The organism is Rhodococcus sp. 05-340-2 (genome assembly GCF_002258915.1).
GTDB lineage: Bacteria > Actinomycetota > Actinomycetes > Mycobacteriales > Mycobacteriaceae > Rhodococcoides.
The window spans coordinates 11,813-38,643 of sequence record NZ_NOYU01000043.1 but is presented as its reverse complement, the minus strand read 5'-3'; the positions used below and the strand labels follow the sequence as shown (position 1 = coordinate 38,643).

Below are 26,831 nucleotides of genomic sequence, written 5' to 3'. Positions count from 1 at the left end.
GTCGCCGGTACCCTTTCGGGCGTGGCCCTCTACCGGAAGTACCGTCCTGCGACGTTCGCCGAGGTCGTCGGTCAGGAACACGTCACCGAGCCGATCAGCGTGGCGTTGGACAGCAACAGAATCAACCACGCCTACCTCTTCTCCGGGCCGCGCGGCTGCGGAAAGACCTCCTCGGCGCGCATCCTCGCCCGATCGCTGAACTGCGCCGAAGGTCCGACGTCGACGCCCTGCGGCGTGTGCAACTCCTGCGTCGCTCTCGCCCCGGGCGGACCGGGCAACTTCGACGTCGTCGAGATGGACGCGGCCAGTCACGGTGGCGTCGACGATGCCCGTGATCTGCGAGACAAGGCCGTGTACGCACCGGCCGAATCGCGCTACGTCATCTTCATCATCGACGAGGCACACATGGTGACCCCGGCAGGCTTCAACGCGCTGCTCAAGGTCGTCGAGGAACCACCCGAGCACCTCGTCTTCATCTTCGCGACCACCGAGCCCGAAAAGGTGCTCCCCACCATCCGCTCGCGTACCCACCACTACCCGTTCCGGTTGCTCGCGCCGTCGACGATGCGCGTTCTGCTGGAGAAGATCTGTGGCCAGGAACAGGTCCCGGTCGAGGATGCGGTCTACCCGTTGGTCATCCGCGCAGGCGGCGGTTCGCCCCGTGACTCGCTCAGCGTCATGGATCAGCTCCTGGCCGGAGCCGGACCCGAGGGCGTCACGTACCCGCGGGCACTCTCGCTCCTCGGCGTCACCGACGTCGCACTGATCGACGAGGCCGTCGACGCATTGGCCGCCGGCGACGGCGGCGCACTGTTCGGCACCGTCGACAAGGTGATGGACGCGGGCCACGACCCGCGTCGCTTCGCCATCGACCTCCTCGATCGCATGCGAGACCTGATCCTGATGAAGGCCGTGCCCGACGCCGGAGAACGCGGTCTGGTCGACGTGCCGGGCGACGTACTCGAGCGACTGCGTGACGAGGCCGATCTGTTGGGTTCGGCGACGCTGACTCGCTACGCCGAGATCGTGCACTCCGGACTCGGCGAGATGCGCGGTGCCACGGCCCCGCGTCTGCTGCTCGAAGTGATGTGCGCCCGCATGCTGCTGCCCTCGGCCTCCGATGCGGAGTCCGCGGTGCTGCAACGACTCGAACGCGTCGAACGTCGCTTGGACGTCACGCTTCCGGCGGGGGAGCAAGCAGCCGTCGCGCAGGCAGCCGCGGATCCGACGCGACCGCAGTTGCAACCCACCGAGGAACCCGCACCTTCGGGTCCGGCACCGGTGAGCAAGTTCCAGCGACCGTCGCAGCGCCCGCCGGCCGCAGAGCCGGCAGCGCCCGCTCCCGTGGTGCCCGCACCGGCGCCAGCTCCCGTAGCGCCCGCACCCGCTGCCTCTATTCCGGCACCGGCACCGGCACCGGCACCCGAGCCGGCCCCGACACCCGAACCGGCCCCGGAACCCGAGCCGACTCCGACCCCGGAGCCCGAGCCCGTCCCGACCCCGGAACCCGCGCCCGAGCCGACCCCTGAACCGGCACCGGCACCCGAGCCGACTCCGGAACCTGTTTCTGCACAACAGGACTCGGTTCCCGTCGCCTCGGTGCCGCACGAGGATTTTCCGCCGGAGCCCGAGGACGATTACGGCCCCGAACCGGATCCCGTGTTCGAGTCGGAACCGGAACCCGTGGCGGCCCCTGCAGCCGCGTCGAGCGAGCCCGACGCAGCTGCGGTTCGCGCGGTGTGGTCCGAGGTGCGCACGAAGGTACGAGACCGCAGCCGGACCGTCGAGGTGATGCTCTCCGGTGCCTCGGTGCGCACCGTCGAGAACGGCACCATCACGCTCGGCCACGACTCGGCACCGTTGGCCAAGCGGCTGGAGGAACCCCGCAACGCCGACGTCATTCGCGACGCTCTGCGTGACGTCTTCGGTGTCGAATGGTCGGTGGTGTGTCTGGTCGGTGCCGCGGCACCACCGGAACAGTCATCAGCAAAAAAAGATGAACCGGCAGCGAAACCCGCGTCGCTGCCGAAGTTCTCGAGGCCGAGCCAGGCAGGGGCTCCCCGTCCCACGTCGGACGGGTTCGGATCAGCGGGCGACGGATCCTCGGCGGGCATCGGGGCGGACGACATTCCGATGCCGGAAGCGCCGGACTACCCCGACGAGCCCGAGCCGATAGGCCCACCGCCACCGGAGACCCCGGAGGACGAGGAAGAGCTGCTCAAGGCCGCGGCCGAGCCTGCCGATCCGACGGTGCGCCGCGACCCGGAAACCGTCGCGATGGAGCTGTTGGTCAGCGAGCTGGGAGCGGTACCGCTCAAAGAGATCTGATCGACGGGCGTGTCAGCCGACGGTGAGATCCTCGTTGTCGGCGAACACCAAGCGGCCACTGTCGAGTGCCACGGCCCAACGCCGTGCCACCGCCCAGTCCCGTGAGGTGGTGTCGGGTGTCTGAACACCGAAGTCCTCGACGATGGCTCCGGTTTCGTAGGCGTCATGACCGGCCTCGTCGTCGGTGCTGGTGGAGTGAATACGTACTTTGACGCGAGCGCCCACGGCCAGTTCGTCGTCGGTTTCCATGGAGGTCTTCTTCCGCGTTCGGTAGATCTGATCTATCGGGGTGTCCCGAGCCGACGTCGTTCAAACCTCAACAGTCGGATCGGTCATGGAGGACGCTCGTTTCGGTCCTTATATCGGATCCACCCGCGGCCCTACTGTGGCATGAGCTGAGGTCTGTCATGGCCTCGCACCGATGCGGCCGGCCGCGACGGCGACCGCGAGAAGATCGAGTATCTGGAAGGAACTGCGCGCTGTGACTACAGAGGCATTCATTTATGAAGCCATCAGGACTCCCCGAGGCAAGGGAAAGAACGGCTCCCTGCACTCGGTGAAGCCGATTTCCCTGGTGACCGGCCTGATCGACGAGCTTCGTCGACGTTTCCCCGACATGGACGAGAACCGAATCTCCGATCTCATCCTCGGAGTGGTCTCACCCGTCGGAGATCAGGGTGCCGATATCGCGCGCACGGCAGTGCTCGCAGCGAAGATGCCCGACACCGTCGGCGGATTCCAGCTCAACCGCTTCTGCGCGTCCGGTCTCGAAGCCGTCAACCTGGCTGCGCAGAAGGTGCGCTCGGGTTGGGACGAGCTCGTCGTCGCCGGTGGCGTCGAGTCGATGTCGCGCGTGCCGATGGGCAGCGACGGCGGCGCGTGGGCCATGGACCCCGTCACCAACTACGACACCTACTTCGCCCCGCAGGGCATCGGTGCCGATCTCATCGCGACGATCGAGGGGTTCAGCCGCGAAGACGTCGACGCCTACGCCGTGCAGTCCCAGGAGCGCGCCGCAGCGGCGTGGTCCGGTGGCTACTTCGCCAAGTCCGTCGTTCCGGTGACGGATCAGAACGGCCTTCTCATCCTCGATCAGGACGAGCACATGCGTCCGGGCAGCACCGTCGAATCGCTCGGCAAGCTGAACCCGGCCTTCACCGGTATCGCGGCCATGGGCGGGTTCGACGACGTCGCGCTGCAGAAGTACCACTGGGTCGAGAAGATCGATCACGTGCACACCGGCGGCAACAGCTCTGGCATCGTCGACGGCGCAGCACTCGTCCTCGTCGGCAGCGAGCAGGCCGGTAAGGACCTGAACATGGTGCCGAGGGCGCGCATCGTCGCGACGGCCACCAGTGGTGCCGATACGACCATCATGCTGACCGGGCCCACCCCGGCGTCGAAGAAGGTTCTCGCGACCGCGGGCCTGACCGTCGACGACATCGATCTCTTCGAGCTCAACGAGGCATTCGCCTCCGTCGTGCTGCGTTTCCAGAAGGATCTGAACATCCCGAACGAGAAGCTCAACGTCAACGGTGGTGCCATCGCCATGGGCCACCCGTTGGGAGCAACCGGAGCGATGATCACCGGCACCGTGCTCGACGAGCTCGAGCGCCGCGGCGGTCGATACGCGTTGATCACCCTGTGCATCGGCGGCGGCATGGGCGTCGCCACCATCATCGAGCGAGTCTGAGGTATTACGATGTCTGACAACATGATTCAGTGGGACCAGGACGCCGACGGTATCGTCGTTCTGACGATGGACGACCCCAACCAGGGCGCCAACACGATGAACCAGCTGTACAAGGATTCGATGGGAGCGACCGTCGACCGCCTCGAGGCCGAGGTCGACTCCATCACCGGCGTCGTGCTCACCTCCGCCAAGAAGACGTTCTTCGCAGGCGGCGATCTGCACACCCTCATCGCCGCTCAGCCCGAGGACGCCCAGCGGGTGTTCGACGAGGTCCAGGAAGTCAAGAGCCAGCTGCGTCGCATCGAGAAGCTCGGCAAGCCCGTCGTGTCCGCCATCAACGGCGCTGCACTCGGCGGCGGACTCGAGATCGCCCTCGCGACGCATCACCGCATCGCGGCCGACGTTCCCGGTGTCCAGATCGGTCTGCCCGAGGTCTCGCTGGGACTGCTGCCCGGTGGCGGTGGCGTTGCCCGCATCACGCGACTCCTCGGCATCCAGACCGGCTTCATGACCGTCCTCGCCCAGGGCACCCGGTTCCGTCCGGCGAAGGCTCTCGAGATCGGTCTGATTCACGAATTGGTCGGCAGCATCGACGAATTGGTGCCCACCGCCAAGGCCTGGATCAAGGCCAACCCCGAGGGTGGCGTCGCACCGTGGGACGTCAAGGGCTACAAGATCCCCGGCGGCACGCCGTCGAATCCGAAGCTCGCCCAGATCCTGCCTGCATTCCCGTCCAACCTGCGCAAGCAGATCAAGGGCGCACCGATGCCGGCTCCGCGTGCGATTCTCGCCGCCGCCGTCGAAGGTGCGCAGGTCGATTTCGACAACGCGTGCACCATCGAGTCGCGTTACTTCACCGAGTTGGTCACCGGTCTGGTGTCCAAGAACATGATTCAGGCGTTCTTCTTCGACCTGCAGGCGATCAACGCAGGCAAGTCCCGTCCCGACGGCATCGAGAAGACCACCTTCACCAAGGTCGCCGTTCTCGGCGCAGGCATGATGGGCGCGGGCATCGCGTACGTGTGCGCCAAGGCCGGAATCGACGTGGTGCTCAAGGACGTTGCCCTCGAGTCGGCGCAGAAGGGCAAGGCCTATTCCGAGGCCATCGAGGCCAAGGCGCTCTCGCGTGGCAAGACCACCCAGGAGAAGTCCGACGCACTGCTTGCGCGTATCCACCCGACGGCCGATGCCAAGGACGTCGAGGGTGCCGACCTCGTCATCGAGGCCGTGTTCGAGTCGGAAGAGTTGAAGCAGAAGGTGTTCCAGGAGATCGAGGACCTCGTCGATCCGACGGCGCTGCTCGGTTCCAACACCTCGACGCTGCCCATCACGAGCCTCGCTCAGGGCATCAAGCGTCAGGAAGACTTCATCGGAATCCACTTCTTCTCCCCCGTGGACAAGATGCCGCTGGTGGAGATCATTCGTGGCGAGAAGACGTCGGATGCGGCCTTGGCCAAGGCATTCGACCTGGTGCAGCTCATCAAGAAGACCCCCATCGTCGTCAACGACAGTCGCGGCTTCTTCACCTCGCGGGTCATCGGCACGTTCATCAACGAGGCCATCGCGATGCTGGGCGAGGGCGTCGAGCCGTCGACCATCGAGCAGGCAGGTCTGCAGGCCGGCTACCCGGCTGCGCCGCTGCAGCTCTCGGACGAGCTCACGCTCAACCTGATGCAGAAGATTCGCAAGGAGACCTACGACGCGCTCATCGCCGCGGGTCAGACTCCTCCCGAGGATCCGGCCGGTGCAGTCATCGACAAGATGGTCGACGAGTTCGAGCGTCCGTCGAAGGCCAAGGGCGCGGGCTTCTACGAGTACGAGGACGGCAAGCGCACCGGACTGTGGCCCGGACTGCGTGATGCGTTCAAGTCGGGTTCGGCGGACATCCCGTTCGAGGACCTCAAGGAACGCATGCTGTTCATCGAGGCCATCGAGACGCAGAAGTGCTTCGACGAGGGTGTGCTGAACACCACCGCCGACGCCAACATCGGCTCGATCTTCGGCATCGGCTTCCCCGCCTGGACCGGAGGCGTGCACCAGTACGTCGTCGGCTACCCGGGAGGTCAGGCCGGATTCGTCACTCGTGCAGACGAATTGGCGAAGAAGTACGGGGATCGCTTCCAGGTTCCCGCCTCACTGCGCTAGCACCACTGCCGAAAGCACCTACCCGCGGTGCGCGATCAACCTCTCGGCGCCGTCTGTGAATTGTTGCTTCATCAATTCGCAGGCGGCGTCGATGTCGTTTCGAACGAGTGCCTCGATGAGTTCCTCGTGGTTGCGCACTGCCGCCCGGCCCCATTCGCGGTCGGTGGCATAGAGGCGAGTGGGTGTGTAGCGAGTGGCATTGTTGAGAAACCACGCCAGTTTCGCGGATTCGGCGAGTCGGTTGAGGACTCGGTGGAACTCGAATTCGCAGTTCTCGACGTCCTCCGGCCTACCGTTCTCGACCGCGATCGACAGTGCGGCGGTGAGTTCGGCGAGCCGGTCGAGCTCGGTCTCGGTGATCTTCGGCGCGGCGCGGCGAACCAGCTCGACGGCGATGCGCCCCTGCAGCCAGAAGATGTCGACGATGTCGTTGGGAGTCAGCGGCGAAACCTTGTATCCGCGATGCGGGACGAGTTCGACGATGCCCTCACCCCGCAGCGTCAGCAATGCCTCGCGTACCGGAGTGACGCTCACTCCGAGTTCGGCGGCGGTCTCGTCGAGTCGGATGAAGTCGCCCGGGCTCACTTCGCCGGACATGACGAGGTGCCGGACGTGGTTGGCCACCTCCTCCGACAGCTGCGGCCGTCGGCGCAGAACCGATGCTCGACGCTTGTCCACCATGGGGAAAGCCAATCACACCGTGGGCTTGGTTCGTAGCACGACCTTCGCGACGGGTTCGACGACGCGGGCGGCGATCGGTCCGAGGATGGCCATCAACAGCACGTATGCCGTCGCCAGAGCGGTCAGCTCGCCCTCGACGGCTCCGGCGGCCACGGCCAGCCCGGCGATGACGATGGAGAACTCACCGCGCGCCACCAGCGCGGCACCGGCACGCAGCCGTCCCGGACGACCGATTCCCTGACGGCCCGCCGCCCACCAGCCCGTCGCGATCTTCGTGGCGGCGGTGGTCACCGCGAGCACGACGGCCCAGCCCAGAACGGGTGGGATCGTCGCGGGATCGGTGGCGAGCCCGAACACCACGAAGAACATGGCTGCGAACAGGTCGCGTAGCGGTTCGAGGACGCGCGTGGCGTTGTCGGCCGTCGACCCGGAGATCGCGATGCCGAGCAGGAACGCGCCGACGGCGGCCGAGACCTGCAGTTCCGACGCGATGCCGGCCACCAGCAGGGCCGACCCGAGGACTTTGAGCAGCACGACCTCGCGGTCGGGACTGTCGACGATCGCGGAGACCAACCTGCCGTACCGCAGCGCGACGACGAGCACGAACGTGATGACCAGCAGTGAGATTCCCAGGGCTTCGAGTCCGCCGAGGAAGCTCACGCCGCTCAGTACCGCGGTGAGGATGGGCAGGTAGACGGCCATCGCGAGGTCCTCGAACACCAGGATGGACAGCACGACGGGCGTTTCACGGTTGCCGAGTCGGCCCAGATCGGTGAGGACCTTGGCGATGATCCCCGAGGACGAGATGTAAGTGACACCGCCCATCACCAGGGCTCCGATTCCGCCCCAGCCGAGCAGTAGTGCGACGGCAGCGCCAGGAGCGAAGTTCAGGACGATGTCGACCAGTCCGGCCATCCACGATCGACGCAGTCCGGTGACGAGTTCGGTGGCGGTGTATTCGAGTCCGAGGAGAAGCAGCAGCAGGATGACGCCGATCTCGCTGGCTATTTCGCTGAACTCGTCGATGCCACCGAGGGTGACGATGCCGCCGTTGCCGAAGGCGAGGCCACCGAGCAGATAGAACGGGATGGGGGAGACGCCGATTCGACCGGCGAGCCGAGCGAGCAGACCGAGAACGAAGAACACTGCGCCCAGCTCGGTGAGGGCGAGCGCGCTCTCGGCCATCGCTCAGCCCCGACTGGTCTCAGGCATGGCCGAGCAACTTGGCCGCTGCGTCGAGTCCCTCTGCGGTGCCGACGGCGACCAGCAGGTCACCTGCGGCGAGCGTGAAATCGGGGGTGGGTGACGGCTGTACCTGACCGGCGCGCATGACAGCGACGATCGATACTCCGGTCTTGGTGCGCATCGCGGTGTCGCCGAGTGTGCGGCTGACGAACCGGGAATTGGCGCGAATGGGGAGTTGGCGGGTGTTGATTCCGGGGAGGTCGCGATGCTCTTCCCCGAGCTGAGCGATGAGTTGCGGCGACCCGAGCAGATTGCCCAGGGCCGCCGCTTCCTCATTGCTCAGCGTGATCGATGCCTGCGTGGCATCGGGGTCGTCCTTGCGCGAGACGATCAGCTCGTTCGCGCCGTCCTTGCGGGTGATGACGCCTATGCGGCGCCCGGAAGCGAGGGCGAAATCCTTCCGCACCCCGATCCCGGGCAGCAGGGTCACTTCGACGTTCATGGCCGAAATGCTAGCCCTGCAGGCAGCGCATTATCGCAGGATCGGGCGTGGAGCCCGACCCATCTCGATCAGGATGCGACGGCAGCCAGGAGGGCTTCGCGCTGGTTTGCACCGAGGCCACCGATACGGCGGGTATCGGCGATGGACAGCTGCTCGAGCAGCTGTGCGGCGCGCACGGAACCAACACCCGGCAGGGCCTTGATCAGGGCGGACACCTTGGTCTTCTTGACGATCTCGTCGTTCTCCGCCTTGGCGAGAACGTCAGCGACGCTGAGTTCGCCGGACTTGACGGATGCGAGCAGCTTCGACCGCGCAGTGCGTGCCTCGGCCGCCTTGGCCAGCGCCGCGGTGCGCTGTTCCGGTGTCAATACTGGTAAAGCCATGGCCTGTTCTCCTCGATTGTGGTGACCCGTCGCTCGTTGACAGGTCTCGACCCTCTTGCATCGTGCCTGGTGGCTCTTCCAATCTAACCGAACAACACGGGTGTCATTCACGGTCGAACCACCGAACCTTCCCAGCCAGGCTACGTCCTATCCGATTCGTGGTGTGCCCCGACCAGCACATCGGCCCTCCGAGGCCTGATGTATCGGGTCCGTTCGACGGCTCATGCCGGGTCCGCCGATGCCAGCAACCAACGGTCGCCCGAGCGTTCGAGTCCGATCAACATCCGGGAGGAATCGGTCCGCCCATCGGGCACCGCGAGATTGGACACCTCCTGATCGAGGAACACCGCAACGACGGCGTGTTCACCGTCGATCTCGACGATTCCGGCCGTAACTGCGTGACCGGTCGCTCGGCCCTGACCCTGGGTCAACAAGTCGGTCAGGCTCGTCGACACGTCCCGATAGTCGGTGGCGAAATCGTCGGTGGACGATGCGATCACACGGTCGAGATTCGTTGTCGGTGTGGCGTAGTCGTAGGTGGAGAGCTCCTCGGTGTACTGCCGTGCCGAGTCCAGCGCCTCGGTTCGGAGGCCGTCCATCGTCCGGCTGCCCTGATACAGGTAGCCGAGCACGGCGACGCCTGCGACGAGAGCGATGAACAGCACTAGTGCGATTCCTCGGCGGATGGTCATTGCTGTACTCCTTCGAGCAGTTTCTTCCAGTAGTCGAGCGCCTCGAGTCCAGTGGGAATCAGCACCGGATCGTCGGCGATCGGTGGTCCGGTCACGTTGCCGGGACGGGTCGAATCGGTCAGGCCCAGGTCGTTGGGACGGGGTGCGTTCTGTGACCCGCGTTGGGCCAGGTTCTCGCCGGGCGGGCAGTACAGCGTCAGATTCGGATCGCGCGGAGATTCGTCGCCGACGGCGCGGCGGGGGGTGTCGTACCAGCAGACCGGGCCCTGGGTTGCGACCAGCGTGAAGTCTCCGCGGTCTCCGTGTACGACGGAGGTGAGTTTGCCGAGCGTGTCGGGCAGGGCGGTGAGCAGCGCCGACAGTGCGGGGGTTCGGTCGCCCAGAACTCCGGTCACCGACACCAGATTGGTGAGAAGGGCCCCTGCTGTTCCTCGGGTGTCGTCGAGAAGGTGCTGGGTTCTGGTGAGCATCGCGGGGGACCGGTCGAGCAGGTAGACCAGTGACGGTTCGTTTCCCACGAGTTGTCCGGTCACATCACGTGTCACAGCAGCGGTGGCCGGGAGCGAGTCCGATGCAGGCGCGAGTGCGTCGAGCATCGGGAGCCCGGTATCGAGAATGTTGGCCAACGCCGGTGCCTGCGCGTCGAGCATTCGGGTGAGGGTGTCGACGTCGTCGATCACTCGGCCCAGCGCAGGCCCGGTCCCGTCGAGGGCCGTCCCCATGGTCTGCGTGAGGGAACTCACCGTGGCGGGATCGATCGAGTCGACCAGTGTCGAGATGCTGGTGATGACCTCGTCGAGTCGGCGAGGCCGATCGGCGTCGTCGACGGTCAAGGTGTCCCCGTCGACGAGATACGGGCCCTCGGCGGTGGTCGGCACGATGTCGAGTGTCTGAATGCCGAGTGCGTTGCTGTCGGTCACCCGAGCCGGTGAGCCGACGGGAACGGAGGCGTCGGGGTCCAACGAGACTGCGATGTCGGCGCCGAGCCCGTCGGCGGACAGCGCGACGTCGGTGACTCGACCGATCTCGATGCCGCGATAGGTGACACCCGCGCCCACTCCCAGGTTCGCGGCATCGGTCGTCGTGGCGGTCACCGTGATCGAACCCTGCAGTGCCGAGGGGCCGAGCGCATAGACGGTCCCTGCGACCAATGCCACCACGGACGTGATGGCGAAGAGAATCAGCTGAACGGTGACGGGCCGCCTCATCTCGGGCCCCGCAACACCGGTGCCAACAGCTGTCCGAGTGCCGAGGGCACGTCGGCGATGCGCCCACCGGTGGTCAATTCCCCCACTGTCTCGGGCAGGTCGAGTGCACCGTCGAAGGCGAGGTAGTCCCCCCGCACGGCTCCGCTGAAGCCTGCGATGAAGTTGTTCATCTCGTTCAGTGTCGGGGTGATCGAATCGTTCCATCCCTGAACCGAACTCAGTACGCGGGCGATGTCGTCGACACCGTCCTCTAGTTGCTTCCCGTTGTCCGACAGGATGTCTCGAGCCGTTGTGGCCAGCGAGGCGGTGTTGTCGAGCAGGGACGCCAGTCGGTCGCGTTGCTGGACGAGCAACTCGATCGTCGGCGCGGACATGGCGAGCCCGTCGTCGATGACGGTGCGATTGTCGGCCAGCGCGGCGGAAACGTCGCGTGCGGCCTGCAGTACGCGATCGAATTCGCGACGCTGCGCGTCGGCTGCGGCGAGGATGGTGTCGGTGCTGCGCAGCAGCTCCCCGACCTGCGGCCCACGGCCGGAGAATGCCGTGTCGAGCTCGGTGACGATGGTGTCGAGCTGGCCGATTCCGCTGCCGTTCAGTACCAGACCGAGTGCAGCGAGCGATGATTCGAGTTCGGGCCCGATGTCGGTGTCGGTGATGACGGCACCGTCGGACAGCCGATCTCCCGACGGCGTCTGCGGTGGATCGAGTCGGATGTACGGATCCCCGAGCGCCGACGCCACCTCGATCGATGCGGTGACATCTGCCGGAACCGCTACGGCTCGGGACAGGCTCAGCCCGACCCGAGCCATACCCCCGTCCGTCGACAGGTCGTGGACCCGGCCGACCAGTTGCTGCCCGCTCCGCACCTCGGCACCGAGCCTGATGCGGTCGGCTCGCGAGAACTCTGCGGTCACACGGTAATCGGACCCGTCCGCAGACCGGCCAAGTGGAAGTTCGCCCAGACCGACACCGCATCCGGTGAGTGTGCCGACGAGGACGGCCGACACCGCCAGGGCAGCGGGGCCTCTCATCGGCCCTGCGCCAACAGTTGAATGAGGCCCAGTGGATCGGATGCTCCGATGGGCACCGGTATCGGGTTGGTGAATCCGGCCCCGGTGCAGATGGGCAGAGCCAGGTCGCGGCACAGCGGAACCGTCGAGGCGAACTGGTCGAGATCGGTGGAGACGTTCAGACGGATGCGTCCTCGCTGGTCGTCGCCGATGGTTCTGCCGATGTTCTGCATCGCCAACGGCAAGACGTCCATCAGTTCGGCGAATTGTGCTTCGTGCGTGGCCAATCGACCGGTCAGGTCGGCGGCGTTGTCGAGTGCGGCGCGTAGGTCGTCGCCCCGGCCGGCGAGCAGACGGTCGAGTTCGTCGAACATGGACGTCAGTTGGGCGATCGGAGTGCTCACATCGAGGTCCTGAGTGCGGAACTCCTGCCCGAGACGATCGAGTGAGTCCACCACCGATTCCACTGCACCGTCCCGTCGGTCGACGGCGGTGATCAGCTGGTTCACGGTCTCGACGAGTGCGCCGATGTTCTCGCTGTTTCCGCCGATCACGGCGGTTGCCTGCGCGATGTTGCGGATGGCCTCGTTGACCGCCGGTCCTGTTCCGTCGGTGGATTCGGCGAGCTCGGCCGCTGCGGCCCCGAGGTCCGCTCCCTCGGGACCGACTGCAGTGGCGATCACGTCAACACTGTCGAGGAGCTGGTCGAAGTTGATGGGCGAGTGGCTGCGCTCGACCGGAATGACGCTGTCACCGAGCTCTTCTCCGCCCTGATACACCGGTCCGATCTCGACGAATCGGTCGCTGATGACCGACGGATTCATGACGTACGCCTCGGCGTCGGCCGCAATGGCGTCGTCCGAGGTGATGGACATGACGACGCGCACCGCATTGCCCCGGGGCGTGATATCGGTGACGGTACCCACCGGAACTCCGAGAATCCTGACCGGGCTTCCGGGGTGGACGCCGTTGATGTAGGCGAAATCTGCTGTGACGGTGGTCGAGTGCTCGGAACCGTGGAGAACGAACCAGCCGCCGACCAGAGCAGCTACCGCGATCAGCGCTGTCGGTGTCTTCTTCATCGGCATCCCGTCTGAATGCCAAGGGTGCACAGGAGATTGTCGGCGATGGGGCCGGCCGGGGCCGAGACGTCGACCCAATTTCCGTTGCCGGTGGCGTCGGTGACTGCGCGCAAGGCGGCGGGCAAGGTCGTCATGAGTGTGTCGATGTTCTGCCCGTTTCGGTCGAGGGTGTCGGTGACCCCGCGCAGGTTGCCGATCAGACGATCGAGCTCCTCGGAGTTGTCGTCGAGGAACGTCGACGCGGTGGCGGTGACGGTTCGGAGGTCGTTCACCAACTGGCTCAGTGCAGTTCGTCGATCGGCCAGGACCGACAGCACGAACTCGGCGTTGCTCACCAGAGACGACAGCGATGCACTCTCCGCGGCGAGCGACGTGGTCAGGGATCGGGATGCATCGAGCAATCCGGAGATCTGCTCGTCGTTCTCGGCCAGCAGTGCCGATGCCGAACCGATGCCGGTGATGGCGTCACGGACCGTCGAACTGTTCTCCGGCAACGACTCTCTCAGGGTCCGAACCATCTCCTCCAGTCCGGGTACGTCCACCTCTGCGGCGGTGGTGTTCGCGGCGGCGGAGATCTGGTCGAGTGAGTACGGAACCGACGTTCGCTCGAGGGGGATGGTGTTGTCCGTTCCGAGGGAACCGCCGCCGTCGGGGACGATCTCGAGGTAGCGCTTTCCGAGGATGGTCCGCAGCTGGATCGACGCATGCGTTCGGTCGCCGAGCGTGTGGTCGCGGTCGAGCCGGAACGTGACCTGGACGTGCGTACCGACGATGTCGACGCTGTCGACCCGGCCCTCGGGTACTCCGGCGACGTAGACGGGATCGGACTCGGTGAGCCCGCCGGCATTCTCGAATTGTGCTGTGTAGGACCGAGTGCGGACCAGGTACCAGGCCTGCGGTATCGCCAGGGCGCACACCAGTGCCACGACGATCATCACGATCCCGCCCACACCGAGCTTGGTGGCCGTCATCGGCAGATCTCCGAGTGAGTCGTGCCGAAGATGTTCGCTTCGGAGCTGCCTGCCAGCAGCGTGAAGTTGCACGTGTAGAGGTTGAGCCAACCGCCGTAGTCGCCGATGCGATTGATGGACCGGGCGAGCTCGGGAAGCAACGTCATGGTTCGGTCGAACGGTTCTGTGTTGGCCGTCCATGCATCGGTCGTCGCAGTGCTGTCGGCTACGACGGCATCGAGCGGAGCGGCCGCATGCGTCAACAGTTCGGCCAACGAGCGCATCGAGTCCGATCCGTCCTCTAGTACGGATACGAGCTGATCTCCGTGTCGGACCGCCACATCGCCGAGCTCGGCAAGCCCGTCGATCAGGCGCGTGATGTCGGCAGAACGCGAGTCGAGATCGCTCGTCACCGATCCGAGGTTCGCGATCAGTTCGTCGAGAATCTGCTCGTTGTCGGTCAGCCCGCGGGTCATCGACGCCACTCGCACCAACAGCGATTCGATCGCGGAGGACCGACCCGAGAAGGCGTCGACGATCGAGCGCGCCAACGAGTTGATCTGGTTCGGGTCGATCGCGTCGAACAGCGGCTCGAAGCCGTTGACCAACGCGGTCAGGTCGACGGGAGGAGAGGTTCGCGACAGCGGTATCACCTCGTCCGCCGCCAGGGTGCCGGACGGGTCGGCGGGGGTTTCGAGCGCCAGATACCGGGCACCGAGCATGTCGCCGTAGCGAATTGCGGCGGTGATGTTCCCGGGCAGGTGCACGTCGGACCGGACGGAGAACGACACCGCGGCAATGCTGGTGGGTCCGTCGGTGGTCGACCGAACGTCGGCGACCTTGCCGACCCGGACTCCTGCGAGGGTCACGTCGTTGCCGTCCCGCAGGCCCTCGACGCCGACGAACTCGGCGCTGTATCGGGTCGTGGCACCGCCGACCGGGACATCGAGCGTCTGGATGACGACCACGGCCGACAGAGCACCTGCGGCGACGAAGGCGGCAAGCGAGATCAGGGGTCGGATACTCATCGGACGGTCACCTCGGTGCCACGGAGCAGCGGAGCCAGCAGCAACGTGCTGGCGGGATTCAACGGGAGCGATGTGCCGGTTGCGGTGTCCTGTAGCTCGGCCAGCGCGCAGTTGGGACCGGCGAGACCGGGATACTGCGGGCAGTCGGCGGCGGTGTAGGGGAGCGGTTCGGAGAAGTCGGGTACCGCGGTGACGTCGAACTTGCCCGAGGCGAAGATCCGCGCACCGGCCTCCCCGAACGGCCCCAACCGATCGAGCGTCGCCGTGAGGCCGTCGGAATCCTGCGCGAGCGCACCGAGTGCCGCGCCGCCGCTGTGAACGACAGTGATTGCTGCACTGCGGTTCTCGGCTACGACGGCCCGAGTGGACTCGACTGTCCCTGCCGCAGCGGTCAGTAGTGCCCGCACGCCGTCGGATCGATCGAGCAGCGTCTGCGACACCCTGGTCGCAGCAGCGACCGAGGCGAGTACGTCGGGTGTTGCGGCAGCGATGTTCTCGGTCAACTCGCGCAGCTGCGGCATACTGCTCAGGGCGGCCTCGATGTCGGGTTCGAGTCGCTCGGTGACCGAGGCGAGCCGGTCGATACTCTCGCCGATGCTCTGACCTCTGCCACGTAGTGCGGTGCCGAGCGCGGTCAGAGCCAGCTGCGCCTGATCCGGTTCGAGGCCGTCGAGGAGGTCGGTCACCGTGCGGAACAGATCGCTCGCCTGGACTGCGTCGGCAGACGCGTCCGGTTGCAGCGCCATCCCGTCCGCCAGTGCCGAGAAGGACGATCGATCGACCGCAACGAGCTGAATGTAGATGTCTCCGAACAGAGTCCGCGGCACCACCCGAACACGCGCGGAGGCAGGCACCGTACCGATTCGGTCGGCATCGATACGCATCGTCACTCGAGATCGATCGACACCCGGCTCGATGTCGACGACCTCACCCACACGAACGCCGAGGTACTGCACGCCGATCTCCCCGGTCAGCAATCCCGCTGTCGCGGGAAGCACGACCGATACTTCCGGTGCGGAGTCGAAGGCGCCCGAGCTGTAGGCAACCGATGCCACCGCCGCGACCACCGCGGTGCAGGACGCGACGATTCCGCGGAACACGAGCATGCTTCGGCCGGGTCCGAGACGACGGGGAGCCGGCTGGTTCGGGCCGGTCACGAGGCACCGAGCCCGGGCACCGTCGGCACGATTCCCCACAGCGCGAACGTCAGGAACACGTCGGTGATCCCGATCGCCAGAATCGAGGTACGCAGCGCGCGGCCGGCGGCGCGGCCGACCCCTTCCGGTCCGCCCGATGCGTGAAAACCGTACGAGCAGTGGACGAGCGCGACGATGATCGCGAACACGACCGCTTTGACGACCGAATACAGCAGATCGCTCGGGGCCAAAGCGAGGTGGAAGTAGTAGTCGTACGTGCCGGCCGAGCTGCCGCCGAACGTGACGACGACCAATCGTGTGGCGACGTAGGCGGCGATGAGGCCGACCATGTAGATCGGCACGATGCACACCACTGCCGCGATCAGCCGGGTGGTGGCCAGGAAGGGAATGGGCCGCACCGCCATCGAATCGAGTGCGTCGATCTCCTCGGAGATCCGCATGGCACCGAGTTGGGCGGTGAATCCGGTCCCGACCTTGGCCGCCAGGGCGATACTGGCGATGACCGGTGCCAGCTCCCGGGTGTTCGCCAGTGCCGAGAGCAGCCCGGACAGGGAGGTCAAACCGATCAGGTCGAGACCGCGGTAGGTTTCGACACCGACCATCATCGCTGCGACGGCCGACATCGCGAACACGATGCCGATGGTGCCGCCGCCGGCGAGCAGCGACGCGTATCCGAAGCTCACCTCGCCGATGTGGCGCAGAACGTGTTTCGAGTATCGGCGCATCGTGTACGGGATGGCCGCGATGGTCTCGAACCAGAAGGTGACGTGCCGGCCGACGTCCACCATGGCCGAGGTTGCAGCCCGGGTTCTGCGCTGGAGTCGAACGCGGGTGTCGAAGACCATCAGTACGTACCGACCGCGGGAACGACGACTGCATAGAGTTGCGACAGAACGGTATTGACGACGAAGACCATGACGAATGCCAGTACGACGGCCTCGTTCACCGCGTCGGCGACGCCACTCGGTCCGCCTTCGGCGTGCAAACCCCGGTACGACGCGATGAGCGTGGACGTCACCGCGAAACAGGCCGATTTGATCATGGCCATGACAAAATCGGAGACGCGGCCGTATTCGGTGAAGGTGGCCAGAAACGCGCCTGCGGACTGATCGGCAACGAGTACCTGGTAGAACAGGCACGCCGACACGCCGACGAGGGTGACCATGGCGCAGATGACAACGGCGACGACAACCGAGGCGACGAGCCGGGGAACCACCAGTCGGGCGACGACGTCGACGCCCATCACTTCCATGGCGGCGATCTCCTCGCGGATCGTCCTCGATCCGAGATCGGCACAGATCGCCGATCCGGCAACGCCAGCGAGCATCAGTGCGCACACCAATGCAGCAGCCTGACCGACCACCACGAACGCCACGACTGCGCCGGAATATGCTCCGGCACCGAGCCTTCCCGCCAACGACCCGACCGACACCGCGATCAGTACGCCGATGGGGAGCATCAACAGCAGAGCGGGAACCGTGCACACACGCGCGACGAACAGAGCCTGGTTGACGGTCTCGGCGACCGGTAGCCGGCCTCGAACGATGTCGGTCACGGCGCGCGTGCAGGCGGTCGTCGAGAACGCCGACAGGCCACCGATCTGATCGACGAGATCGCGAACCGGACCTCGCGCGACCGGTGGCTCGAATCTCATCGGTCAGGCCGGCGTCGGCGAATAGGTTTTCCTGAGCGAGACCTTCAGAACCTTGCCGCTGGCGTTGCGGGGCAACGCATCGACGATCACCAGATCCTTGGGGTGCTTGAACCGGGCCAGGTGATCACCGAGCCACACGGTCAACTCCTCGAGCGTGAGATCGGGCGTGTTCTGGGAATCGTGAAGTGCGACAACGGCGACGGGTACCTCGCCCCACTTGTCGTCGAGGCGCCCGATCACGGCGGCTTCGAGAATTCTCGGGTGCGAGAACAGTACGTTCTCGACCTCCGCGCAGTAGATGTTCTCGCCGCCCGAGATGATCATGTCCTTCTTCCGGTCGACGACGAAGACGAAGCCTTCCTCGTCCTGCCGCACCAGATCGCCGGAGTGGAACCAGCCGCCGTGGAACGCGTCGGCCGTGGCATCGGGGTTCTCCCAGTAGCCGCGCATCAATGTCGGCCCCCGGTAGACGATTTCGCCGATCTCACCCTGAGCTACATCGTTCATCTCGTCGTCCACCACTCGGGCCGCGATGGTCGGGATCACGCGTCCGACGGATCCGATCTTGCGCAGTGCATCCGAGCCGTCGAGGACACAGGTGATGGGTGACATCTCGGTCTGGCCGAACACGGCGACGTTCAGCGCATCGGGGAACGTTGCCGACATGGCCTTCAGCACGGTGTCCGACGCAGGTGCCGCACCCCAGGAAATCACCCGGAGCGCAAGCTTTCTGGGGCTGCGAGACTGCTCGGCGCACATGGCCTGCCATTGCACCGGTACGAGAAACAGGTTGGTGACGCGTTCTGCGGCCAGGACATCGAGCAGAGTGCCTGGGTCGAAAGCGCCCACCGGGTAGATCACCGTGGTGATGCCGAGCAGCAGGCTCGGGGCGAGGCTTCCCAGTGCCGCGATGTGGAACATCGGGGAGGCGCAGAATCCGACCTCGTCGGTCTCGCTCATCTGCAGTGCGCGAATGCAGGTGAACGCCTGGGCCTGCATGTTCGCGTGGGTGAGAACGGCACCCTTGGGTCGTCCGGTGGTGCCCGAGGTGTACATGATCAGTGCGGACGCGTCGTCGGGCACGTCGACTGCCGCTGCGGGTTCGCTTTCGGCGAGCAGGCGCTCGTAGGATTCGCCGACGGTGATGACGACCGGTGGTGAATCGGCCTGTCCCACAACCGCGTCGACGAGTGGTGTGAGAGTCTCGTCGGTGATCACGATGGTGGATCCGCTGTTCAGGGCGAGAAACGCGACTTCGGGTGGAGTCATTCGGAAATTGACCGGGACGGCCAGAGCGCCCAGTGCGTTGATGGCCAGGACCGCTTCGAGGTACTCGGGTCGATTGAGCATCACGATCAGTACTCGGTCGCCGAAGCCGACCCCGCGTTCCTTCAGCGCCCCCGCGAACCTCGCCACTCGATCGTCCAGTTCGCGCCAGGTGATCGATCGCCCCTGGAACCGCAGGGCCACGTTCGTCGGCTGCATCGATGCGTGCCGTCGAACATGGTTGTTCCAGTTGCTTCGGTTGGAGAGCTGGGGTTCGTCGGTGTGAATCGTGCGTGCAGTCGAGTCCGTGTGAGCGGCCATCGCCGGTTCCTCTCTGAGCCGTGAGGCGGGGGTTCGAGTGTGGTGCAGCTTACCTGGGGAGCGGTGGTTTGTCTGTGGTTTGTGGAGTGCATTTCTGCAGGTCACTTGGTCAGTAAGTTCGTGGTGATTCGCGTCGGGAACGAGGCTGTCGGTGGTTCAGCACGGCGTCGAGTCCCTGGACGAATTCCGGTGCCGTCAGCAGTTCGACCTGCCCGGCGGTCTCCCTCTCGAGTGCGTCGTCGAGCAGTGCCAGCGTCGACGCCGTCAGAGCCCGCTTGGTCAACTCCAGTGCGCGACGCGGACCGCGGGAGAGCGTGCGTGCGATCGTGCGAACATGCTCGTCGAGGTCCTGGGGAGCAACTGCCGCGGTGATGAGCCCGCAACGGGCGGCATCCGCCGCGCTCATCGGCTCACCGAGCAGCGCCATCGCGCCTGCGCGTGCGCGTCCGATCGCGGCCGGGACCGACAGGGTGCTACCACCGTCGGGCATCAGGCCGAGCGACGTGAACGGCAAGAGGAATTGGGCGTCCTCGGCCGCGTAGACGAGATCCGCGGCCAGCGCGATCGACACCCCGATCCCCGCTGCGATGCCGTTGACCTGTGCTATCACCGGCATCGGCACGTCGAGCACCGCACGTACCAGGGCCGCGGCTACCCGCATCGTCTCCTCGGCGTCGGCCTGTGCGTCGGAAGACGGCTCGGCAGCAGCCATTTCGGCGATGTCGGCACCGGTGCTGAAGGCGGAACCGGTGCCCGTCACGATCACCACTCGCACCGCAGGGTCGGACGCGGCCGTGGTCAGTGCGTCGATCAGGGCCTCGGCGGTGGGGCCGTCGAGAGCGTTCATCCGGTGGGGCCGGTCGATGCGCAGCGAGAGGATTCCAGCGGCCGACGTGCAGTGCAGGCCGTTCGTCACGATGAACTCCTGTCGGCCGTCGGTGCTACCCAGTTGCGAATTGCGGCTAACTTAGCGCATCAAATCGACTGATTGTCAGTGTTTCAGAGAAATCCGTCGAACGGATCGTTCGTGTTCGAGCTACCGCTACGATGGGGAACGAACGTCGGGTTCGGTCCCGTCGGTACGAGGACAGGTCATGACTGACACAGGTGCAGCGACGCAACGCCGTCGACCACGAAATCGCAAAGCGCAGATTCTGACAGCGGCGGCAGAGGCGTTCAGTGAACGCGGCTACCACCCTGTCGGCATCGAGGAGATCGCGGCCACGGTCGGGATCTCGGGTCCCGCGCTGTACCGGCATTTTCCGACCAAGTACGCACTGTTCGCCAGTGCGGTCCTGCGATTGGCCGATTCGTTGCTCGCGGCAACCGATCCCGCGGTCATCACTCGAGAGGATCCGGAGGACCGGCTCGACGCGGTCATCGGTGCCGTGATCCGAACCACCATCGACAACCGTCGAACCGGTGGACTGTATCGGTGGGAAGGCCGCTACTTGGTGGGGGACGATCGGCGCGCCCTGCGCCGGTCGATGGCAACGCTGCACGAGCGCGTGACGAATCCGCTGCGACAGCTTCGCCCCGATCTGTCCGAGGCCGACGCAGCCATGCTGGCCACCGCGTCGATCAGTGCGGTCGCCAGCATCACCGCGCATCGATCCGCGTTGTCGGCCAAACAGATCGAGGAGTCGATGCTCGCTGCCGCACGGTCGATACTGCGGACCGATCTTCCGCAGCAGGGCAGTGAATCTCCTCACCACGAATCCGTGTTGGAGCATGCATCGAAACGCGAAGAGCTGCTGCACCATTCGATTCGGCTGTTCTATCTGCACGGCTATCACGAGGTGGGCCTGGACGACATCGGCGCAGCAGCGTCGATCACCGCCTCCAGTGTCTACCGATACTTCCCCAGCAAGGCCGAGCTGCTCGAGGCTGCGTTGCACCGTGCCAACGTCCAGCTCACCGACACTCTCGCCGGTGCGCTCGAGCACTCGGATTCCCCGGTCGACGCGGTGCGGACCTTCGCCAGGCTGTACACCGAATTGACCTTCCGGCAGGGCGAACTGGTGGCCGTGTACTTCGCCGAGATCGGGAACATTCCGGCCGATCGGCGGACCGCACTGCGCCGGATCCAGCGCCACAACATCGACGGCTGGGCGCAGCTACTGCGTGAGGCACGGCCGAACACGAGCGTGGTGGTCTCAAAATTTCTGATCCACGCCGCTCTCGGGTTGGTCTTCGATGTCGGTCGCACGGTGCGGTTCGAGCGCTCCGACCGAACCATGGCCAGGGTGCAACAGACGATGACAGCGGTACTTCTGGGATGAATCCACTCGATGTGAAACGGAGAACAACGATGACCGATCGTGAAACGATCACGCGTACAGACGAATTGCTGGCACGGACCTCGGGTGTCTCGGCAGCGGAACTCGACGAACTCTGGTCGCAGCTCGCCCCCGTACGCGCCGAGGACATCCTCGGAAGCTGGACCGGTGCCGCCTTCCAGACCGGCCACGGACTGTGCCGGGCACTGCCGGCCAGCAAGTGGCACGGTAAGAACTTCATCTCCGTCACCGAGGCGCAACCGTTGATCTGCCGCGCCGACGACGGCTCGCTGTTCTCCAACGTCGAGATGGGGTCGGGGGAGGCATCGCTGTGGAACATCGAGTTCCGGGGCGAGGTGACCGCCACGATGGTGTACGACGGCAAAGCCGTCTTCGATCACTTCAAGCAGATCGACGACGGCAGGCTGATGGGCATCATGAACGGCAAACCGGAGCTCGTACTCTCTCGCGGCGAGCACTTCTACTTCGTGTTGGAGCGCAACCGATGATCGCCGCGCGGGCGCTGCTCTCGCGTGATCCAGCCGAGTCCTTCACCGTCGAGAACATCGACGTCGACGAACCCCACGACGACGAGATCCTGGTCCGGATGAAGGCGACCGGGATCTGTCACACCGATCTCGTTGCGCGACGGGCAGGTTCGGCCGAGAGGCCGGTACTGCTCGGGCACGAGGGTGCAGGCGTGGTCGAGTCGGTGGGCCGGTCCGTCCGCGGGATCGATCCGGGCGACCATGTGGTGCTGACGTTCCGGCACTGCGGTGTGTGCGGCAATTGTCGGCAGGGACGGCCGGCCTACTGCGTGGACGGCCACGCTCTGAACCAGTTCGGTGCACGCGCGGACGGCACGTCCCGCGTTGTCACGAGTACCGGCGCTCCGTTGCTGGACGGATTCTTCGGGCAGTCGAGCTTCTCCGAGTTCGCGCTGACCCGCCAGGACAACACCGTCGTCGTCGATCGGGATATCGACCTCGCTGTTGCCGCTCCGCTGGGGTGCAGCGTGCAGACCGGTGCCGGGGCGGTGCTGAACGTCCTGAAGCCTCGGTCGGGGGACACCGTGGTGGTGCACGGAGCAGGTGGGGTGGGGATGGCGGCCGTGCTCGCGGCGATCACCACCGGCGCCCGCGTGATCGCGGTGGAGAGATCCAGCGCCAGAAGAGAATTGGCGTCGAGTCTCGGTGCACACGTGGTGATCGATCCGGCGTCGGAGGATGCGCGCGCCGAGTTGTCGGACGCGACCGACGGAGGCGCGACGCACGCACTCGACACCACCGGCAACGCAGAGGTGATCGTCGACGCGATGGCCGCTCTCGGCAAGGGCGGCACGCTGGCGATCGTGGCTCTCGGCCGCGGTGTGTTGCAGCTGGATTTGCTGGATACGGTGTTGAGCGGCAGGGGTATTCGCGGATGCCTCGAGGGGGACGCCGTACCGCAGCAGTTCATCCCGGCACTTGCCGAGATGTACTGCGCGGGGGCGCTCCCCGTCGATCGGCTGATCACCCGCTATCCGTACGACCGGATCGACTCCGCTCTCGGCGACCACCGCCGCGGAGACACCGTCAAGCCGGTGCTGGAGTGGCCCTGACCGGTGCTGCCGAATCAGCGGTGTACGGGCAGGTGGTCGCTCCCAGATCCCGAGGGCGGTAGCCGACGGGGTAGCCGGGGTAGGTCTTGTTCGACGCGTCGGCGGTGGCCCGCGAGTGCGTCCGCTTGGGTAGGAACCGCTCCACGCGGGCCCTGGCGCGAAGACCCCGCACGGCGGCCCGCTCGACCGTCGCCGAGCCCGACGGGAAGCCGAAGGCACCCGCCATCCGGTCGTCCAACAGCGCGAAGACTGCCTGCTTGACTGCAGGGGTCAGCGCAGCGGGGTACCAGGAGCAGTACAGATCGAGGGTGTACGTGCCGATCCGTCGATTGTCCTCGGTGAAGCGGAACGTGCGCTCCTCGTAGTCGAGCTTGAACTGCGCGAGCTCGGTGTACGACTCGGGAATGTTCTTGATGCCCATTCGTTTTCCCACTTCGCAGTAGAAGTGGAACGTGGCGAGTCGTTCCTTGGGGTGCAGGCGACGCCATCCGTAGGTGTCGATCCACTCGATCGGCTCGTAGATGAACGTCGTCAACACGTAGAGCATGTCGTCGTTCGAGATGTCGTACTTTCCGTGCATTCGGTTGACCATCCGAAGCGACTCGCGCCCCCGCTCGGAGTCGTATCCGTGCTCGAGCAGTTCGGCCATCAACAGCGAGGTGTCGTCGTAGCGCTTCTGCGGTCGTTTCTCGAATTCGCCGGTCTCGGCCAACAGCGCCGAGATGGTCGGCACGCAGTAGGTACGGAACAACGCGAATTCGAGTGCACGCTGGTAGTCCCAGGGGAACTCGTAGCCGGCGGTGATGCGGTGGATCGTGTGGCAGTCCCGCACCGGGTCGAGTTCCTCGATACGCCGGAGCCAGCCGAAGCGCCCCTTCTTCGGCGTGATGTCCATGGTCAGCTCCGTCCGTGCCGAAGCTTGAGCACCAGCGCCGAGATCTTCATGTCCCGTGCCTTCCGCTTCATCGTCAGCAGATTGAGCGGAGATGCGAAGCTCTGCACCGCAAGCGATTTGACGGTGCTGAACTCTCGCAGGCCGTCGGCGCCGTGGATGCGGCCGAACCCCGAGTCACCGGTGCCGCCGAAGGGCAGTGCCGGGATGCCGGCGAAGCCGAGGACCGAATTGACCGTCACCACACCGCAATCGAGCTTCTCGGCGGCGCGTCGACCCACCGCGGTGTCCTTGGTGAACACCGACGCACCGAGTCCGTAGGCGGAGGCGTTGGCCCGCTCGATGCCCTCCTCGAGATCGCGAACCTTGTTGACCACCACCGTCGGACCGAAGGTCTCCTCGGTGATCGCCGTGGAATCCTCCGGCACGTCGGTGAGGATGACGGGGTCGATGTAGGGGCCGTGGAGCGAGTCGAGTCCGCCGAGCACGGCCTTGCCGCCCTTGGCCAACGCGTCCTCGATCTGGCCGCGCACGATGTCGCTCTGTTTGGCCATCGTCATCGGGCCGTACGACGAGGTTCCCACGCCGCCGGGCTTCAATGCCCGTACCGCGGAGGTGAACTCGGTGACGAACCGGTCGTACGCAGGCTCGGCGACGTAGATGCGTTCCACACCGGCGCACGTCTGCCCGGCGTTGCCCATCGCGCCGAACGTCGCGAACTCCACTGCGGCAGCGATGTCAGCGTCGGCATCGACGAGCATGGCGTCCTTGCCGCCACACTCGGCGACCAGGGGAGTCAACGTCTTCGCGCACGCGGCCATGACCTTCTTGGCCGTGGCGGTCGAACCGGTGAAGGCAATCTTGTCGACGGTGGATTCGCACAGCGCCGAGCCGGTGGAGCCGTCGCCGGTCACCGTCTGGAACACCGGGTGCGGGGCGGCGAGCGACGCCCATTTCTCGGCCAACCACACACCGACCCCCGGCGTGAGTTCGCTGGGCTTGAAGACCACGGTGTTTCCGGCGGCCAGTGCGTAGGCGATGGAGCCCATCGGGGTGTACAGCGGGTAGTTCCAGGGACCGATCACCCCGACGACGCCGAACGGGCGGTAGCCGACGTACGCCTTCTGGTTCACCGAGATGAGCCCGGAGCCGACCTTGCGCTGCCGGAGGATCTTCTCGGCATTGCGGGCCGCCCAATCGATGTGTTCGACGCCCATCATCACTTCGAGTATCGAGTCCTCGTCGGGCTTGCCGGTTTCGGCGGCGATGACGGCAGCGAGACTCGCGGCGTCCCTGGCGATGGCGGACTTGAATTCGAGCAGCCACCGTTTGCGTCCGACGAAGCCCTGCACATCCCACCAACGCGCGGCCGACCGGGCGCGAGCGACGGCGGCGTCGACCTCTGCGGGGCCCGCGATCGGATACGCGGCGAGTGCGACACCTGTTCTGGGGTCGAGGCTTTCGAAGGTGCTCTCGTTCGTTCGTTCGATCTGGTCCGTCACGGGCTCTATCCTCCAGCAGATCGCATCACATATATTTGATGTGATTCAATGTTGTCCAGGACACACTATGCGTCGCTTCCGGTTGCTACAACCCCCCGTTGCCCCGATGTGCAGGAGCCGATCCATGAGTATCGATCTCACCCAGGAACAGACTGCGTTCGCGCAGGCCGTCGCGTCATTCTGTGCCAAAGAGGCGGGCACCAGGTCCCAACGGGATGCCCTCACCGAACACGGCAAGCACACCCACAACCAAGCGCTCTACGACAAGATGGCCGACCTGGGCTGGTTGGGAGCGATCATCTCGGAGGACCACGGTGGGGCAGGCGGCAGCACCGTCGACCTGTGCATCCTCCTCGAAGAATCAGCCAAGGCCATGGCACCCATCGGCGGTATCGGACCCACCTTGATCACCGGCGCGGCGTACGAGAAGTTCGGCACGCCCGCGCAGAAGGACACTGTTCTCGGCGGCATCGTCGCCGGGCGCAGCTACTCGATCTCGATGTCCGAGCCCGAGGCCGGCTCGGATGTGGGAAATCTGACCTGCCGTGCCGAGAAGACCGACTCCGGTTGGCTGATCAACGGCCAGAAGACCTGGTGCTCGAATGCGCATTTCGCCGATCGGATCCTGCTCGTCGCACGTACGGGCAGAGAAGGTGGCAAGCACGAGGGTCTGACGATGTTCGACGTCCCGGCCGATATCGAGGGCCTGAACATCGTCGGCATCGACACGATGGGCGGGAAGGAAGTCAACGACCTGTACTTCACCGACTGCGTGCTTCCCGAGGACGCGGTGGTCGGGGTGGAAGGGCAAGGCTGGTCTCAGCTGATGACCGGTCTGAACATCGAGCGCCTCATTCTCGCGGCGATGATGCTCGGTACCGCGCAACGAGCGTTCGACGACACACTCGACTTCATCACCCAGCGAAAGCAATTCGGCAGGCCCGTCGGGACGTTCCAAGCACTGCGGCATCGAATTGCCGATCTGGCCACCGAGATCGAGTGCGGACGGCTGCTGGTCTACCACGTGGCTCGGTTGGTCGACGAGAACCCGACGAAGCTGTTTCCCCGCGAGGCCTCGATGGCCAAGCTCAAGCTCACCGAGACCGCGAAGAAGGTGGCACTCGAAGGCATGCAGATGATGGGCGGTTACGGTTACGCCACCGAGTTCGACATGGAGAAGCACGTTCGCACGACTCTGGTCTCTTCGATCTACGGCGGTACCAACGAGATTCAGCGTGACATCATCGGCAAGACGTACGGACTCTAGGTCATC

At 65.5% G+C, this 26,831-nt stretch carries 25 protein-coding genes; 7 read left to right on the top strand and 18 right to left on the bottom strand.

Annotated features, from left to right (window positions below; translation table 11 throughout):
- Positions 1 to 21: 21 nt before the first annotated feature.
- Positions 22 to 2,328 (top strand): DNA polymerase III subunit gamma and tau, encoded by a 2,307-nt coding sequence (locus CH271_RS27895; RefSeq protein WP_094635761.1) that lies wholly within the window; start codon positions 22 to 24, stop codon positions 2,326 to 2,328.
- Between the two features lie 12 nt (positions 2,329 to 2,340).
- Here the strand turns inward: CH271_RS27895 and CH271_RS27890 are convergent, their stop codons facing one another.
- Positions 2,341 to 2,577: a hypothetical protein gene (locus CH271_RS27890; RefSeq protein WP_094635702.1), complete on the bottom strand. Its 237-nt coding sequence runs from the start codon at positions 2,575 to 2,577 to the stop codon at positions 2,341 to 2,343.
- Positions 2,578 to 2,809: 232 nt separating this feature from the next.
- Between CH271_RS27890 and CH271_RS27885 the strand changes: the two genes are divergently transcribed.
- Both CH271_RS27885 and CH271_RS27880 read left to right on the top strand, forming a co-directional pair.
- A complete protein-coding gene (locus CH271_RS27885; protein ID WP_094635701.1) occupies positions 2,810 to 4,021 on the top strand; it encodes an acetyl-CoA C-acetyltransferase in 1,212 nt (403 codons plus the stop codon).
- Positions 4,022 to 4,030: 9 nt separating this feature from the next.
- The gene (locus tag CH271_RS27880; protein ID WP_037187762.1) at positions 4,031 to 6,166 is read left to right on the top strand and encodes a 3-hydroxyacyl-CoA dehydrogenase NAD-binding domain-containing protein; all 2,136 of its coding nucleotides are present in this window, start codon (positions 4,031 to 4,033) and stop codon (positions 6,164 to 6,166) included.
- A gap of 18 nt (positions 6,167 to 6,184) precedes the next feature.
- Here the strand turns inward: CH271_RS27880 and CH271_RS27875 are convergent, their stop codons facing one another.
- From CH271_RS27875 to CH271_RS27805, 15 genes are all read right to left on the bottom strand, one after another.
- Positions 6,185 to 6,847, bottom strand: coding sequence for a GntR family transcriptional regulator (locus CH271_RS27875; protein WP_052047333.1), 663 nt, complete (start codon positions 6,845 to 6,847; stop codon positions 6,185 to 6,187).
- A 12-nt stretch (positions 6,848 to 6,859) separates the two neighbouring features.
- Positions 6,860 to 8,032, bottom strand: a complete 1,173-nt coding sequence (locus CH271_RS27870; RefSeq protein WP_037187764.1) for a cation:proton antiporter — start codon at positions 8,030 to 8,032, stop codon at positions 6,860 to 6,862.
- 19 nt (positions 8,033 to 8,051) lie between these two features.
- Complete coding sequence (locus CH271_RS27865; RefSeq protein WP_037187765.1) at positions 8,052 to 8,534, bottom strand: cation:proton antiporter regulatory subunit; 483 nt, start codon at positions 8,532 to 8,534, stop codon at positions 8,052 to 8,054.
- A gap of 68 nt (positions 8,535 to 8,602) precedes the next feature.
- On the bottom strand, positions 8,603 to 8,917 hold the full coding sequence (gene mihF, locus CH271_RS27860; protein ID WP_008712632.1) for an integration host factor, actinobacterial type: 315 nt from the start codon (positions 8,915 to 8,917) through the stop codon (positions 8,603 to 8,605).
- Between the two features lie 221 nt (positions 8,918 to 9,138).
- Positions 9,139 to 9,609 carry a hypothetical protein gene (locus CH271_RS27855; RefSeq protein WP_094635700.1) on the bottom strand — a complete coding sequence of 157 codons (471 nt, stop codon included), beginning with the start codon at positions 9,607 to 9,609 and terminating at the stop codon, positions 9,139 to 9,141.
- The gene (locus tag CH271_RS27850) at positions 9,606 to 10,817 is read right to left on the bottom strand and encodes an MlaD family protein (protein ID WP_094635699.1); all 1,212 of its coding nucleotides are present in this window, start codon (positions 10,815 to 10,817) and stop codon (positions 9,606 to 9,608) included. Before CH271_RS27850 ends, CH271_RS27855 begins: the two co-directional genes overlap by 4 nt.
- The gene (locus CH271_RS27845; RefSeq protein ID WP_256986581.1) at positions 10,814 to 11,848 is read right to left on the bottom strand and encodes an MCE family protein; all 1,035 of its coding nucleotides are present in this window, start codon (positions 11,846 to 11,848) and stop codon (positions 10,814 to 10,816) included. The genes CH271_RS27850 and CH271_RS27845 overlap by 4 nt, the downstream gene beginning before the upstream one ends.
- Positions 11,845 to 12,909, bottom strand: a complete 1,065-nt coding sequence (locus CH271_RS27840; RefSeq protein WP_256986580.1) for an MCE family protein — start codon at positions 12,907 to 12,909, stop codon at positions 11,845 to 11,847. Before CH271_RS27840 ends, CH271_RS27845 begins: the two co-directional genes overlap by 4 nt.
- Positions 12,906 to 13,880, bottom strand: a complete 975-nt coding sequence (locus CH271_RS27835; RefSeq protein ID WP_094635697.1) for an MCE family protein — start codon at positions 13,878 to 13,880, stop codon at positions 12,906 to 12,908. Before CH271_RS27835 ends, CH271_RS27840 begins: the two co-directional genes overlap by 4 nt.
- Positions 13,877 to 14,887: an MCE family protein gene (locus CH271_RS27830; protein ID WP_094635696.1), complete on the bottom strand. Its 1,011-nt coding sequence runs from the start codon at positions 14,885 to 14,887 to the stop codon at positions 13,877 to 13,879. Before CH271_RS27830 ends, CH271_RS27835 begins: the two co-directional genes overlap by 4 nt.
- A complete protein-coding gene (locus CH271_RS27825; RefSeq protein ID WP_256986579.1) occupies positions 14,884 to 16,044 on the bottom strand; it encodes an MCE family protein in 1,161 nt (386 codons plus the stop codon). Before CH271_RS27825 ends, CH271_RS27830 begins: the two co-directional genes overlap by 4 nt.
- Positions 16,041 to 16,889: an MlaE family ABC transporter permease gene (locus tag CH271_RS27820; RefSeq protein ID WP_094635695.1), complete on the bottom strand. Its 849-nt coding sequence runs from the start codon at positions 16,887 to 16,889 to the stop codon at positions 16,041 to 16,043. The genes CH271_RS27825 and CH271_RS27820 overlap by 4 nt, the downstream gene beginning before the upstream one ends.
- Positions 16,889 to 17,698 (bottom strand): MlaE family ABC transporter permease, encoded by an 810-nt coding sequence (locus tag CH271_RS27815; protein WP_094635694.1) that lies wholly within the window; start codon positions 17,696 to 17,698, stop codon positions 16,889 to 16,891. Before CH271_RS27815 ends, CH271_RS27820 begins: the two co-directional genes overlap by 1 nt.
- Before the next feature lie 3 nt (positions 17,699 to 17,701).
- Positions 17,702 to 19,285 (bottom strand): fatty-acid--CoA ligase FadD5, encoded by a 1,584-nt coding sequence (gene fadD5 / locus CH271_RS27810; protein WP_094635693.1) that lies wholly within the window; start codon positions 19,283 to 19,285, stop codon positions 17,702 to 17,704.
- Positions 19,286 to 19,394: 109 nt separating this feature from the next.
- Positions 19,395 to 20,201 (bottom strand): enoyl-CoA hydratase-related protein, encoded by an 807-nt coding sequence (locus CH271_RS27805; protein WP_256986578.1) that lies wholly within the window; start codon positions 20,199 to 20,201, stop codon positions 19,395 to 19,397.
- Positions 20,202 to 20,379: 178 nt separating this feature from the next.
- Between CH271_RS27805 and CH271_RS27800 the strand changes: the two genes are divergently transcribed.
- From CH271_RS27800 to CH271_RS27790, 3 genes are read left to right on the top strand one after another with little or no spacing between them, the layout of a single operon-like run.
- On the top strand, positions 20,380 to 21,567 hold the full coding sequence (locus CH271_RS27800) for a TetR/AcrR family transcriptional regulator (protein WP_037187783.1): 1,188 nt from the start codon (positions 20,380 to 20,382) through the stop codon (positions 21,565 to 21,567).
- A 29-nt stretch (positions 21,568 to 21,596) separates the two neighbouring features.
- Entirely contained in the window at positions 21,597 to 22,073 is a 477-nt protein-coding gene (locus CH271_RS27795; RefSeq protein ID WP_094635692.1) for a DUF4334 domain-containing protein, read from the top strand.
- Complete coding sequence (locus CH271_RS27790; protein WP_094635757.1) at positions 22,073 to 23,164, top strand: NAD(P)-dependent alcohol dehydrogenase; 1,092 nt, start codon at positions 22,073 to 22,075, stop codon at positions 23,162 to 23,164. Before CH271_RS27795 ends, CH271_RS27790 begins: the two co-directional genes overlap by 1 nt.
- Here CH271_RS27790 and CH271_RS27785 read toward each other — a convergent pair.
- Positions 23,139 to 24,059: an oxygenase MpaB family protein gene (locus CH271_RS27785; protein WP_037187789.1), complete on the bottom strand. Its 921-nt coding sequence runs from the start codon at positions 24,057 to 24,059 to the stop codon at positions 23,139 to 23,141. The two genes, CH271_RS27790 and CH271_RS27785, sit on opposite strands and share 26 nt — an antisense overlap.
- Before the next feature lie 2 nt (positions 24,060 to 24,061).
- Positions 24,062 to 25,558, bottom strand: coding sequence for an aldehyde dehydrogenase family protein (locus CH271_RS27780; RefSeq protein WP_037187791.1), 1,497 nt, complete (start codon positions 25,556 to 25,558; stop codon positions 24,062 to 24,064).
- Between the two features lie 124 nt (positions 25,559 to 25,682).
- On the opposite strand from CH271_RS27780, the gene CH271_RS27775 reads away from it, so the two are divergent.
- Entirely contained in the window at positions 25,683 to 26,825 is a 1,143-nt protein-coding gene (locus tag CH271_RS27775) for an acyl-CoA dehydrogenase family protein (protein ID WP_037187793.1), read from the top strand.
- Positions 26,826 to 26,831: the final 6 nt, after the last annotated feature.